Source organism: Synechococcus sp. UW179A (genome assembly GCF_900473965.1).
Lineage (GTDB): Bacteria > Cyanobacteriota > Cyanobacteriia > PCC-6307 > Cyanobiaceae > Synechococcus_C.
On record NZ_UCNJ01000017.1, the window covers coordinates 46,123 to 59,097 of the forward strand.

A 12,975-nucleotide genomic window follows, 5' to 3' on the forward strand; every position below is an offset into this window, starting at 1 on the left:
GAGGGTTTGTCGCCCGTAAGTTGCGCAACCTTTGCGTCAGGCCACCGATTCCAGCCGTTCTGCCGCCTGTTCCCGTTCCCAAAGACTGCGGTAAAGGCCCTGTTGCCTGATCAGATCGGAGTGGTGTCCCTGTTGCACCAAGCGGCCATGATCCAGCACCAGGATCCTGTCGCATGCCGCCGCTGCCGACAGTTGATGGCTGATCATCACAATCGTGCGCTGCGTTTGGCGTCGCACAGAGGCGAGAATTTCGGCTGCGGTGTTGTTGTCAACGCTGGCAAGTGCGTCATCCAGGACCAGTACAGGAGCCTTGAGCAGCAAAGCCCTGCCAAGGGCGGTCCGCTGCCTCTGGCCTCCACTGAGGGTGATCCCTCGTTCACCGACAAGGGTGTTCATCCCATCGGGAAATCCGCGCACGTCTCCAAGCAAGCGGGCCTGTTCAGCCGCTGCCTCAACCCGGTCCATGTCGGCTTCTGGTTCGCCGTAGCGCAGGTTGTCCGCAAGGCTGCTTGTGAACAGGTAGCCCTCCTGGGGAACCAGAGCGATCTGTTCGCGTAGGTCGTCCAGGCTCAGATTGGTGAGGTCATGCCCATCAAGAAACAATTGATTGTCTGGCACTTCCACCATGCGACCCAGAGCGCGGGCCAGGGTGGTCTTGCCACAACCGACTGGACCGACAACGGCTACCAGTTCGCCCGAGCGAATTTGGAAACTCAGGCCATTCAGCGTGTCGCAATCGGATCCGTCGTAGCGGATGTGCAGGTTGCGAGCTTCCAGCTCTCCGCGCACCGGTAGTTCCAGATGCTCCGGTTTGTTCGGATCGCTGATCAGCGGTCTGCGCGACAACAGTTCCTCGACGCGTTCCAGGCTGACCTGTCCGGTTTGGAAGGTGTTTAGCGTGAAACCAAGCAGAGCGGTGGGAAACACCAGTTGCCCCACGTAAAAGATCAGGGCGACCATGCTGCCGATCGACAGGGAGCCCTGCTGGAGCTGGCTGCTTCCGAGTGCCAGCAGCAGCAACAAGGAGATCGATGAGATCCCTTCCAGTAGGGGGAAGAGGGTGCTGCGCGTGCGTGCCAGCTGGATGGCCGTATCGCGGTATCCGCGATTACGAGAACTGAACGCATTCAGCTCCTGTTGTTCCTGGCTGTAGATCTTGATGGCTGCGATGCCTGAAAGGTCCTCTTGGATCAGCTCACTAAGACCTGCAAGAGCTTCCTGCTGGCGCCTTTGTTCTCGCATCATGCGGCCTCCGAACAGGCGAACGGCGCCGAGCATCACCGGATAGGGGGAGATCGCAGCAATGGTGAGACCGGGATCAATCGCCAGCATGGCCGGCAGCGTGAAGGCGTAGGCGAGAACGGTGTTCGTCAGACTCAGCACTGCAAAACCCAGCAGCCGCCTCACGTTCTCGACATCGCTTGTGGCACGGCTGATCACCTCACCGCTGCCCATTTGCTGCACCCATCCAGGCTCCTGCTGCAGCATCTGATCAAACAGCTTTTGACGAAGTTCAACTTCCACTTGGCGCCCGACTCCGAAGACCAGCTGGCGCGAAATGAGCCTTGCTATTCCCATGCTCGTAGCGAGCAGCACAATCCAGCCCGCCTGAGCAAGCACATCGGAGAAGGCGAAACCTTCCTGAAGGTCATCGATCACCCGTCGAATCTCGAGGGGGATGGTGACGCTGAGCATATTCACCACGACCAGAGCGATCGCACCCATCAGCACCGTGCGTCGATGGGGTTTCAGGTAGCGGCCGATCAGATCGAGGCGGAAAGCGGCCATCGCGAACCCTGAACAACAAACAACCTAGGCATTGAGCTAATCCTTAGGAGAGGATCAAGACGTTGGAACGGTTGAGATTGGCGTCGAACTGGCCATCGCATCCTTTTTAAGGGATAGTGTTGATGTCCCCATCACCCGGCCCGGAGTGCATCTGCACCCGGGCTTTTTTCTGTTCGTCGATCCCCAGGCTCAAGGCCTCTCTTTCTCATGGTCTCCCAATCCGTTTCCTGGCCTCAGACACTCGAGCTTCTGCTGAATGGCGGAGTGCTCGTTCCTGACCAGGCAGCAGCATTGATGAGGGCCTGGCTCTCCGAGGAGCTCACGCCTGTGCAGACAGGGGCTTTTTTGGCTGCCATACGGGCACGTGGTGTCAATGGCGGCGAACTCGGTGCCATGGCGGCTGTGTTGCGTGCAGCTTGTCCTTTGCCAGGGGCACGCCCGGAACTGCTGATGGTGGATACCTGCGGCACTGGGGGTGACGGGGCGGACACCTTCAACATCTCCACCGCCGTGGCTTTCACAGCCGCAGCCTGCGGCGCCCATGTGGCCAAGCATGGCAATCGAAGCGCCAGCGGCAAGGTCGGCTCAGCGGATGTGCTCGAAGGCCTCGGCTTGTATCTGCAGGCACCTGCTGTTCAGGTGGTGGAGGCTCTCTCTCAGGCAGGAGTGACTTTCTTGTTCGCGCCGGCATGGCATCCGGCTCTGGTGAACCTGGCGCCACTTCGCCGCAGTCTTGGCGTGCGCACTGTGTTCAATCTGTTAGGCCCCCTCGTAAATCCCCTAAGACCCAACGGGCAGGTGCTGGGCGTGGCCACTAAAGACCTCCTGGATCCAATGGCGGAGGCACTGCTGAGTCTTCGCCAGGAAAGGGCCGTCGTGGTGCATGGTTCCGGCGGTCTGGATGAAGCGTCGCTTGCTGGACCCAATTCCCTGCGCATTCTCGAAAAGGGAATGCTGCGTTCAGAATCCATCTCACCAGGAGATCTCGGTCTTCAGGAGGCACCGCTCGAAGCGCTGCGCGGCGGAGATCTTGCATGCAATCAGGCGATCCTGAGTGATTTGCTTCAGGGGAGAGGCACTCAAGCCCAGGCCGAAGTGGTTGCCTTCAACTGCGCTCTGGTGCTTTGGGTGGCTGGTGTGGAGACAGATCTGAAGTCCGGTGCCCAGCGAGCACTTTCCGCTCTGCGTGATGGCCTTGCCTGGGAGCGTTTTGAGCAGTTGCGCCTGGGGCTGACCCCCGCCGAGGGAGGATGAGGACTCCAGCGTTGTTGAGGAGATTCGTCAGCTGATGGCTGCTTCATCTAGTGAGTCGGCATGGCTGGTGCTCGCCGATGGCACGGTTTTTTCTGGACTGCCCTGTGGCGCCAGCGGCAGCGTGGTCGGTGAGGTTGTTTTCAACACCGGCATGACCGGGTACCAGGAGGTGATGACCGACCCCAGCTATTCCGGACAGCTGGTCACCTTCACCTACCCGGAGCTGGGAAATACCGGGGTCAATCCCGATGATCAGGAGGCAGATCAGCCGCATGCCCAAGGTCTGATCGCCCGACAGTTGTCACCGGTAGCCAGCAACTGGCGCTCGCGTCAGAGCCTGCAGGACTGGTTGGAGACCCATGACGTTGTCGGCATCAACGGCATCGACACCCGCGCCCTGGTTCGCCATCTGCGTGAAACAGGTGCCATGAACGGGGTGATTAGCTCCGATGGTCGCTCGCCTGCTGAGCTGCTTGAGGTGGTGCGTTCAGCGCCCTCGATGGAAGGCCTGAATCTCGCCGACCGGGTATCGACAACCACTTCCTATGGCTGGAACGCTCCCTGTGCTGTTGATTTCGACCGACGCTTGCAAAGTGGCCGGCCTGAGAGTCCGTACCGCGTTGTCGCGATCGATTTCGGCATTAAGCGCGCCATCCTCGATCGATTGGTCAGTCATGGTTGTGATGTGACAGTCATGCCGGCATCGTCTGACCTGCAGAGCGTGATGGCTTGCAAGCCTGAAGGTGTGTTTCTGTCCAACGGACCGGGTGATCCGGCCGCCGTCAGTGACGGAATTGCTCTGGCCAGCGGTCTGATCCAGCAGCGGGATCTTCCATTGTTCGGTATCTGCCTCGGCCATCAGATTCTCGGACTGGCCCTGGGGGGCACCACCTTCAAACTCGGCTATGGGCATCGCGGTCTGAACCATCCCTGTGGAACCACCGGGCAGGTGGAGATCACGAGTCAAAATCATGGTTTTGCCTTAGATGCGGCGAGTCTTCCTGCCGACAGCATCGAGGTGACTCATCTCAATCTCAATGACCGCACCGTGGCAGCCATGGCCCATCGGCAGCAGCCGCTGTTTGGTGTGCAATATCACCCTGAGGCCAGTCCTGGTCCACACGATGCTGACCATCATTTCGCCCGTTTCGTTTCGCTGATGTCAGATCGACGTTGATGCGTGGTCTGTCTCGAAGAGCATCACTACACTTCGCACGACGACAACGCAACATGGGGGGTCTGGTCTCATCACTGAACTGCAGCGACTGACGGTTTCGCTCCGTGGAGGCTTTGAGCAGAAGGATGGCTGCCTGGTGTTTCACTTCACCGGACAGTTGGATGCCTACTCCGAAAAGCAGTTCATCACTTACGTGATGGATGTTTTGAAGGCCAATGCCTTCCCAGCTGTCTTTGATCTGAGCAAAATCGACTTTCTCGATTCCTCAGGTCTGGGCGCTTTGGTGCAGCTGGCCAAACAATGCAAAGACGCCAAGCGCAGCTTCGTGGTGGTTGGTAATGCCCGTGTCACCCAGACCGTGAAACTGGTCCGACTGGAATCGTTCCTCCATCTGGTGGATGATCTTCAGACGGCTTACACCCAGCTGGCTGCTTGAGCGACTGGATCCGGCAGCAACACTCCCTTCCGGCAGGCTCCACTGATCTCGGCCCCTTGCAGCTCGCCTGGCTCGGGGATGCCGTCTGGGAACTGCATCAGCGTTTGCGGCATTGCCGACAGGCGGGACGATCCAAGGATCTGCACCAGGCAGTGGTGGCTGAGGTTCGTGCCGAGGCCCAGGCAGTTGCTCTCAAGCGGCTTGAGCCTTGGCTCACTGAGGAGGAGAAAGATCTTGTGCGTCGTGGCCGCAATCGTGCCGGCCGTGGCCCACGTGGGGCCGACCCTGCGGCCTATGGAAAGGCCACGGGGTTTGAGACAATGGTTGGCTGGCTCTTTTTGCAGAATCCGACGCGGCTTGCCCAGCTTCTGGATCGACTCGAGGAGACCGAATCCGCCCTGTCATAACCATCGATCCCATGAGCTCCCGTTTTGATCGCCGCCCCGGCCGGCCCTCCCGTGGTGGTGATTCCGCAGGCGGTCGACCGTCTCGTGGCGGGCCTCGTGGTCGTCGTCCAAGAGTGGATGGCAGTCCGACAGGGTCTCGGAGGCGGGAGGCCGAAGACAGTCGCGCTGAGACGCCCTGGCGTGGATCACGTGATGGAGAGTTCCGAGCACGCGGACCGTCCAGGAATGGTGCGTTTCGAGGCGGCCCCAGAGAGGCATCAAGACCTGCTGGCCGGGTCGATCGGCGTGAAGGGGACCGGCGATTTGAACCACGCCGTCAGGGTGCCGGCCGCTTTGACGATCGCCGCTCCGAAGATCGGCGTTTCAGTGAAAAGCGCTTTGATAATCGCCGTGATGGTGACCGTCGTGATGGTGAACGTCGTGGTGAAAACCGGCGTTTTGAAGACAGGCGTTTCGAGGATCGCCGCGAAGGTGATCAGCGCTTTAAGGGGCGTCGTTCTCAAGACAGGCGTTTTGCGGAACGTCGTCCTGGAGGCCGTCGCTTCAGTGATGGCGATTCCCGCAGCCTCGGTCCTGGACGTCCCGAACACCATGACCGTCAGCAGCTTTTAGAACAACCTCGTGGGGAAGCGGCTCCCCATGGGACTGATCCCGTGGCGGATGACTTGCTCTGGGGCCGGCATGCCACACAAGCAGCACTGGAGGCTGGTCGTCCGATCCATCGCATTTGGTGCACCACTGAGATGCGCAGTGCTCCGAAATTCCTGCAGCTTCTCCGGGATGCCAAGGCCTCCGGAGTTCTGGTGGAGGAGGTCACCTGGGCGCGTCTGGCCCAGATGACCGGTGGTGCAGTTCATCAGGGAATTGCTCTGCAGACCGCTGCAGCGGACACCCTGAATCTTCCTGATCTCATCGATGGCTGCGGTGAGCTCAATGAACCTCCACTGCTCCTGGCCCTCGATGGCCTCACCGATCCCCACAATCTGGGTGCGATCGTTCGTTCCGCTGAAGCCTTAGGAGCCCACGGAGTGGTTCTGCCTCAGCGCCGCAGTGCAGGTCTTACAGGATCCGTGGCCAAAGTTGCGGCCGGAGCACTGGAGCATTTGCCTGTCGCGCGGGTTGTCAATCTCAATCGCTCTCTGGAAACCCTCAAGGATGCTGGTTATCGCGTGGTCGGTCTTGCCGAGGAAGGTGATCAGACCCTTGAAGAAGTTGATCTGGAAGGCCCGCTGGTGGTGGTCACCGGTTCCGAGGGGCAGGGACTGTCCATGCTCACCCGTCGGCATTGCGATCAGTTGATTCGTATCCCGTTGCGTGGTGTGACGCCCAGTTTGAACGCTTCCGTTGCGACCGCCCTCTGCCTATATGAGGTGGCACGTCGAGGCTGGATGAAGGGGCTTCAGGGCCAGAACCCCTCTCCACGCATCGTGCGGCCCCAGCTCTCCCCTCCGCCGTCGGAGCCACTGCAGGTTTCAAAGAACGGAGCGCTTGCTGGACCCTCCGCTGACGCATCAACAGCTGAGGCATCACCGGCAGAAACATCACCTGCGGAAGCATCGGATACCACTGGGATGCAGCCATCAGGCGAACCTGAATCTTCTCATTCACCGCTCGAGGAACCAAGGATTGATCTGCAGATTGAACGTCTCCAGCAGACTGCGGACCCACGCTTTGAAGGCAGCATTGATCTCTGAATGCAGTGCGGTGAACTTCAGGGACTCTGAACAGCGATGGTTGGAATCCTTCCGCCAACGGTGAATCAGTGCACAATGACCTTGTCTATATCGCTCCGCCATGGGCCCTCTGAACCGACCGATGCGCTCGCTTGCCAACGGTCTAGGAATGGCTTGGTGGGCCAGGGTTCAGACCCACGGCCCAGATGTCACCTATTGGTTCGGTCCCTTCGTGCGCCGCTCCACCCTGGAGAGGGAGCTGCAGGCATTTCTTAGTGATGTGGCTTCGGAATCGCCTGCTTCACTGGACCATTCCTTCGTGCGTTGTCGTCGTTCCGAACCGTTCACGATCGAATCTGAAGGCTGAGCGCGTTCGATCCGAACACATCTGACTGATAGCGTCTCATCTGCACGCAAATCCTGACCATGGCGATCGCCGAATGGCGTCAGCAACTGGCTAACGGAGAGGTGTCCGCGAGGGAACTCACCGATCATCACTTGGCCAGGATTGATGCGGTTGACCCCAGCGTGCACGCCTTTCTCGAAGTCACGGCAGAGCGTGCGCGAGCCGATGCCGATCGCATTGATGAGGCTCGATGTGCCGGCGAGGATCTGCCTTCACTGGCTGGGATCCCTCTCGGGATTAAGGACAATCTCTGTACCAGGGGAGTGCGCACCACCTGCTCCAGTCGCATGCTTGAGCAGTTTGTGCCTCCTTATGAATCCACGGTGACCGATCGGCTCTGGGCCTCCGGAGCGGTTCTTCTGGGCAAGACCAACCTGGATGAATTCGCCATGGGTGGCTCAACCGAAACCTCCGCATTCGGTGCCACCGCCAATCCCTGGAATCCTGAGCATGTGCCTGGAGGCAGTTCCGGTGGCAGTGCAGCTGCTGTTGCCGCCGGCGAGTGCTTGGCCTCCATCGGCTCCGACACCGGTGGTTCGATTCGTCAGCCCGCATCCTTCTGTGGGGTGGTTGGCCTCAAGCCCACCTACGGGCGTGTCAGTCGCTACGGCCTGGTGGCTTTCGCCAGCTCCCTTGATCAGGTGGGACCCTTCACCTCATCGGTGGCGGATGCCGCCGAACTGCTTCAGGTCATGGCAGGCGCTGATCCTCGCGATTCGACCTGTCTGAATGTCCCAGTACCTGACTACACCTCTGCCCTTGCTACTCCGGTCAAAGGATTGCGAGTCGGTCTGGTTACTGAGTGCTTCGACCAGGACGGATTGGACCCACAAGTGAAAGCGTCGGTGCTGGCCGCAGCAGATCAGCTCAAGGCTCTCGGCGCTGAACTGGTGGATGTGAGCTGCCCTCGCTTCAATGATGGCATCGCCACCTATTACGTGATCGCGCCCTCGGAGGCATCCGCCAATCTCGCCCGCTACGACGGCGTGAAATACGGCTATCGAGCCGAGGATGCAACATCTCTGGCGGCTATGACGGCTAAAAGTCGTGCGCAGGGTTTCGGCAGTGAGGTGCAACGGCGGATTCTGATCGGCACTTATGCCCTTTCAGCCGGTTATGTCGATGCCTACTACAAGAAAGCTCAGCAGGTGAGAACACTGATCCGGCGCGACTTTGATACGGCCTTCCAGTCGGTGGATGTTCTGTTGACACCCACAGCTCCGAGTACCGCGTTCAGGAACGGTGCCCATGCGGATGATCCCCTGGCCATGTACTTAGCGGATCTGCTCACTATTCCGGCTAATCTCGCCGGCCTTCCGGCCATCAGTGTCCCCTGTGGCTTCGATGCAGGCGGTCTACCGATTGGCGTGCAGTTGATTGGCAATGTGCTGGAAGAGCCCCGTCTGTTGCAAGTAGCCCATCAATACGAGCAGGCGGCGGAAGTGATGAAGTCCAGGCCTGAAGCTGGGCTAGTGCCGGCTTGACAACAACGATTCAGTCAGGGCGGCACCGCATCTGGTGTTGCTTGGGTGGCCTATGCACTGCATCTTGCGCATGCGCCTAGGCTGGGTGCATGGCATTCGTCCCCCTTCACAACCACAGCGACTACAGCCTGCTGGATGGAGCTTCTCAGCTGCCTCAGATGGTGGAACGTGCCAAGCAGCTGGGAATGCCTGCTCTGGCTCTCACCGATCACGGGGTGATGTACGGCGCTGTCGAGCTGCTCAAGCTCTGCAAGGGCAGTGGTGTGAAGCCGATCATCGGCAATGAGATGTACGTCATCAATGGTTCGATTGATGACCCACAACCCAAGAAGGAGCGTCGATATCACCTGGTGGTGCTTGCCAAAAATGCCGTCGGGTATCGCAATCTCGTCAAGCTCACCAGCATTAGTCACCTGCGTGGCATGCGTGGCCGAGGAATTTTTTCACGCGCCTGCGTTGATAAGCATCTGCTCGCTCAGTATTCCGAAGGTCTGATTGTTGCCACGGCCTGCCTGGGCGGTGAGATTCCGCAGGCGATTATGCGTGAACGACCTGATGTGGCCCGCGATGTTGCCCGCTGGTATCAGAGCGTTTTCGGTGATGACTTCTACCTAGAGATTCAGGATCACGGGTCTCCAGAAGATCGCATCGTCAATGTGGAGATCGTCAAGATTGCCAGTGAATTGGGCATCAAGGTTGTAGCCACTAACGATGCCCACTACCTCACCCGTAATGATGTGGAGGCCCATGATGCTTTGCTGTGTGTGCTTACAGGCAAGCTGATCAGCGACGAAAAGCGTCTTCGCTACACCGGCACTGAATATCTCAAATCGGAAGAGGAGATGGGACATCTTTTCGCCGATCACCTCGAGCCTGAGGTGGTGCAGGAAGCGATTGCCAACACCGTTGCTGTTGCAGAAAAAGTCGAGGACTACGACATCCTGGGCCGCTATCAGATGCCCCGTTTTCCGATTCCTGATGGCCATACCCCTGTCACCTATCTACGTGAGGTCACCGAGCAGGGCCTGCGTGACCGTCTTGGCCTGACAGCGGCAGACACCATCGAGGAGGTGTACGCCGAGCGGATGGTGCACGAACTCAAGATCATGGAACAGATGGGCTTTCCCACCTATTTCTTGGTTGTCTGGGATTACATCCGTTTTGCCCGCGAACAAAGCATCCCTGTGGGTCCGGGTCGTGGTTCGGCTGCAGGCTCACTGGTGGCCTATGCGCTCGGGATCACCAACATCGATCCTGTGAGTAACGGCCTGTTGTTTGAGCGCTTTCTGAACCCGGAACGCAAGTCGATGCCTGATATCGATACCGACTTCTGCATTGAGCGCCGTGGCGAGGTGATCGATTACGTCACGCGACGCTACGGCGATGAAAAGGTGGCTCAGATCATCACGTTCAACCGCATGACCTCGAAGGCCGTGTTGAAGGATGTGGCCCGGGTGCTGGATATTCCCTACGGCGATGCGGACCGGCTGGCCAAGCTGATTCCCGTGGTCAGGGGCAAACCAGCCAAGCTCAAGGCCATGATTGGCGAGGAGTCGCCCAATCCCGACTTCAAGGAGCGGTACGAGAAGGATCCCACCGTGAAGCGCTGGGTCGACATGGCCATGCGCATCGAAGGAACCAACAAAACCTTTGGCGTCCATGCCGCTGGCGTTGTCATTGCCGCTGACCCTCTCGATGAACTGGTTCCTCTACAGCGCAATAACGATGGTCAGGTGATCACCCAGTACTTCATGGAAGACGTGGAGTCGATGGGTCTGCTGAAGATGGACTTCCTTGGCCTCAAAAACCTCACGATGATCGACAAGACCCTGGAGCTTGTTGAACAGACCAGTGGCACCCGGATCGATCCCGATCAGTTGCCCCCTGAAGATGAGGGGACCTTCGATCTTCTGGCCCGTGGTGACCTCGAGGGTATCTTCCAGCTCGAGTCCACAGGGATGCGTCAGATCGTGCGTGATCTGAAGCCCTCATCCCTGGAAGACATCTCCTCGATCCTGGCTCTCTACCGACCGGGCCCCCTTGATGCTGGCCTGATTCCAAAGTTCATCAACCGCAAGCACGGCCGCGAAGCGATCGACTTCGCCCACAGCACGCTGGAGCCGATTCTGAGCGAAACCTACGGGATCATGGTCTACCAGGAGCAGATCATGCGCATCGCGCAGGACTTGGCCGGCTACTCCCTTGGAGAAGCGGATCTTCTGCGTCGGGCAATGGGCAAGAAGAAAGTTTCGGAGATGCAGAAGCATCGCGGCATCTTCGTGAAGGGAGCGACAGAGCGTGGCGTTGACACCAAGGTCGCTGATGAGTTGTTCGACCAAATGGTGTTGTTTGCTGAGTACTGCTTCAACAAGAGCCATTCCACGGCCTATGGAGCGGTGACTTACCAAACGGCCTACCTCAAGGCGCATTATCCGGTGGCGTATATGGCAGCGCTGCTCACGGTGAATGCCGGAGCCAGCGACAAGGTTCAGCGCTACATCTCCAACTGCAACGCCATGGGCATCGAAGTGATGCCGCCTGATGTGAACGCCTCGGGAACCGACTTCACTCCCAGGGACAGCCGCATCCTCTTTGGACTGTCTGCGGTGCGCAATCTCGGTGATGGTGCGATCCGTGCCCTGATTCGCTCCCGAGAAACCGATGGGGTGTTCCAGTCACTCGCTGATCTCTGTGACCGGGTTCCCTCCAGCGTGCTCAACCGGCGCAGCCTGGAATCGCTGATTCACTGCGGTGCACTCGACGCATTGGAGCCAGAGGCCAACCGCGCACAATTAATTGCTGATCTTGATCTCCTGCTCGACTGGGCCGGATCCCGGGCACGGGACCGTGCCAGCGGACAGGGCAATCTGTTTGATCTAATGGCAGGCCCCGCAGAGGATGAAACCGACGCCAGCACAGATCTCAGCCTTGCTCCAAAGGCAGCTCCTGTGAAGGACTATCACCCCAGCGAAAAACTGAAGCTCGAAAAGGACCTGGTGGGCTTCTATCTCTCCGACCATCCGCTTAAGCAGCTCACAGCACCCGCCCGTCTGCTGGCACCGATCGGACTAGCCAGTCTGGAAGAGCAGGCCGACAAGGCGAAAGTCAGTGCCATCGCCATGGTGAGTGAGATGCGTCAGGTCACCACCCGAAAAGGTGACCGCATGGCGATTCTTCAGCTTGAGGACCTCACCGGCTCCTGTGAAGCCGTGGTGTTCCCGAAAAGTTATGCAAGGCTCTCCGATCACCTCTTGGCCGAGGCCAGGCTCCTGGTTTGGGCCGCTGTGGATCGTCGCGATGAACGCGTGCAGTTGATCGTGGATGACTGCCGCGCGATCGATGATCTGCGATTGCTTTTGGTGGAGCTGGATCCCGATCAGGCTTCGGACGTGGCAGTTCAGCACAAACTGAGAGAATGCCTTCAGGCCCATCGTCCAGAGCAGGATGAGCTGGGCGTTCGCGTTCCCGTCGTGGCTGCCGTACGCAGAGGCCCTGAAGTGCGTTATGTGCGCCTTGGCCCCCAGTTCTGTGTGAAGGATGTGGCCGCGGCTCAGCAACATCTGCAGAACAGCGCTTTCTCCGTCAGCTGCAGCGACCCATTAATGAGTTAACGGTGAACCGGTACCGGATCAGGCCTGTTTCTGGGCTTTAACAGAGCTGCGCAGACGTTGCAGGTTCGGCTTCAGGTGCTCTAATCCCAGCAGTGTTCCCGGCTGGGATTCCCAGCTTGCGGATAGAACCCCGTAGCTCAGGCCGACCAGGCCCAACAGAAAGAAGAATCCCGAGCCCAAGAGGGTAAGGCTCGGAGGAACATCGAGAATGCCCCGACTCACCACGAGATAGCTGATCACAAAAACGGCCATCCCCATCAAGGAAGGAACCCCTGTGGCAATGGCAACGCGTCGGGCCATCCTATTGGCCACTTCTTTGGGAATCGCTTGATTCCGGTTGGTCTCTGGAGCTGAACGACGCGGTTCAAAGGGAAGAGGATCGCGCTTTTCAGCCATGGTTCATGCAGATTCGGGAATGCGTTTCAGCCGCGGATCCCCAGTTTGGCGATGAGGCTCGTGTAGCGCTGCTCACTCTTGCCTCTCACGTAGCTGAGCAGGCGCTTGCGGCGGCCGATCATCTTCAACAGTCCCTGACGGGATGAGTAGTCGTGGGTGTTCTGCTGGAGGTGGCTGCTGAGCTTCGAAATGCGCTCGCTCAGCATGGCCACCTGTACCTCAGCCGACCCGGTATCGGTGGCATGGGTCTGGTGGGTGTTGATCAGCTGCTGCTTTTCGGTGGTATCGAGCGACATGCGCGGCGTCTGGCCCTGACAGAGCAAAGAACCAACTTACCTTCCCG

11 protein-coding genes are annotated in these 12,975 nt (G+C 59.0%); 8 read left to right on the forward strand and 3 right to left on the reverse strand.

What is annotated here, in order from left to right; genetic code table 11:
* Window positions 1-36: 36 nt before the first annotated feature.
* Entirely contained in the window at window positions 37-1,788 is a 1,752-nt protein-coding gene (locus DXY31_RS08745) for an ABC transporter ATP-binding protein (RefSeq protein ID WP_114993408.1), read from the reverse strand.
* A 207-nt stretch (window positions 1,789-1,995) separates the two neighbouring features.
* Between DXY31_RS08745 and trpD the strand changes: the two genes are divergently transcribed.
* From trpD to DXY31_RS08785, 8 genes are all read left to right on the forward strand, one after another.
* Complete coding sequence (gene trpD / locus DXY31_RS08750; protein WP_114993409.1) at window positions 1,996-3,042, forward strand: anthranilate phosphoribosyltransferase; 1,047 nt, start codon at window positions 1,996-1,998, stop codon at window positions 3,040-3,042.
* A gap of 34 nt (window positions 3,043-3,076) precedes the next feature.
* Entirely contained in the window at window positions 3,077-4,219 is a 1,143-nt protein-coding gene (gene carA / locus DXY31_RS08755) for a glutamine-hydrolyzing carbamoyl-phosphate synthase small subunit (protein ID WP_114993410.1), read from the forward strand.
* Between the two features lie 88 nt (window positions 4,220-4,307).
* Window positions 4,308-4,655, forward strand: a complete 348-nt coding sequence (locus tag DXY31_RS08760; protein WP_170953634.1) for an STAS domain-containing protein — start codon at window positions 4,308-4,310, stop codon at window positions 4,653-4,655.
* The gene (locus DXY31_RS08765) at window positions 4,652-5,062 is read left to right on the forward strand and encodes a ribonuclease III domain-containing protein (protein WP_114993412.1); all 411 of its coding nucleotides are present in this window, start codon (window positions 4,652-4,654) and stop codon (window positions 5,060-5,062) included. Before DXY31_RS08760 ends, DXY31_RS08765 begins: the two co-directional genes overlap by 4 nt.
* Before the next feature lie 11 nt (window positions 5,063-5,073).
* Window positions 5,074-6,756, forward strand: coding sequence for a 23S rRNA (guanosine(2251)-2'-O)-methyltransferase RlmB (gene rlmB / locus DXY31_RS08770; protein WP_244279663.1), 1,683 nt, complete (start codon window positions 5,074-5,076; stop codon window positions 6,754-6,756).
* Between the two features lie 100 nt (window positions 6,757-6,856).
* The gene (locus DXY31_RS08775) at window positions 6,857-7,102 is read left to right on the forward strand and encodes a DUF1816 domain-containing protein (protein WP_114993413.1); all 246 of its coding nucleotides are present in this window, start codon (window positions 6,857-6,859) and stop codon (window positions 7,100-7,102) included.
* A gap of 59 nt (window positions 7,103-7,161) precedes the next feature.
* Window positions 7,162-8,625 carry an Asp-tRNA(Asn)/Glu-tRNA(Gln) amidotransferase subunit GatA gene (gene gatA, locus DXY31_RS08780; protein WP_114993414.1) on the forward strand — a complete coding sequence of 488 codons (1,464 nt, stop codon included), beginning with the start codon at window positions 7,162-7,164 and terminating at the stop codon, window positions 8,623-8,625.
* Between the two features lie 89 nt (window positions 8,626-8,714).
* Window positions 8,715-12,236, forward strand: coding sequence for a DNA polymerase III subunit alpha (locus tag DXY31_RS08785; RefSeq protein ID WP_114993415.1), 3,522 nt, complete (start codon window positions 8,715-8,717; stop codon window positions 12,234-12,236).
* A gap of 18 nt (window positions 12,237-12,254) precedes the next feature.
* On the opposite strand, the gene DXY31_RS08790 is transcribed toward DXY31_RS08785, so the two are convergent.
* Window positions 12,255-12,632: a PAM68 family protein gene (locus DXY31_RS08790; RefSeq protein WP_114993416.1), complete on the reverse strand. Its 378-nt coding sequence runs from the start codon at window positions 12,630-12,632 to the stop codon at window positions 12,255-12,257.
* Between the two features lie 26 nt (window positions 12,633-12,658).
* Entirely contained in the window at window positions 12,659-12,928 is a 270-nt protein-coding gene (gene rpsO, locus DXY31_RS08795) for a 30S ribosomal protein S15 (RefSeq protein ID WP_114993417.1), read from the reverse strand.
* Between the last annotated feature and the right edge of the window lie 47 nt (window positions 12,929-12,975).

Coding starts and splice junctions, on each gene's coding strand:
- DXY31_RS08745 (WP_114993408.1), bottom strand. CDS start 1,788: ATGGCCGCTTTCCGCCTCGATCTGATCGGCCGCTACCTGAAACCCCAT.
- trpD (WP_114993409.1), top strand. CDS start 1,996: ATGGTCTCCCAATCCGTTTCCTGGCCTCAGACACTCGAGCTTCTGCTG.
- carA (WP_114993410.1), top strand. CDS start 3,077: ATGGCTGCTTCATCTAGTGAGTCGGCATGGCTGGTGCTCGCCGATGGC.
- rlmB (WP_244279663.1), top strand. CDS start 5,074: ATGAGCTCCCGTTTTGATCGCCGCCCCGGCCGGCCCTCCCGTGGTGGT.
- DXY31_RS08775 (WP_114993413.1), top strand. CDS start 6,857: ATGGGCCCTCTGAACCGACCGATGCGCTCGCTTGCCAACGGTCTAGGA.
- gatA (WP_114993414.1), top strand. CDS start 7,162: ATGGCGATCGCCGAATGGCGTCAGCAACTGGCTAACGGAGAGGTGTCC.
- DXY31_RS08785 (WP_114993415.1), top strand. CDS start 8,715: ATGGCATTCGTCCCCCTTCACAACCACAGCGACTACAGCCTGCTGGAT.
- DXY31_RS08790 (WP_114993416.1), bottom strand. CDS start 12,632: ATGGCTGAAAAGCGCGATCCTCTTCCCTTTGAACCGCGTCGTTCAGCT.
- rpsO (WP_114993417.1), bottom strand. CDS start 12,928: ATGTCGCTCGATACCACCGAAAAGCAGCAGCTGATCAACACCCACCAG.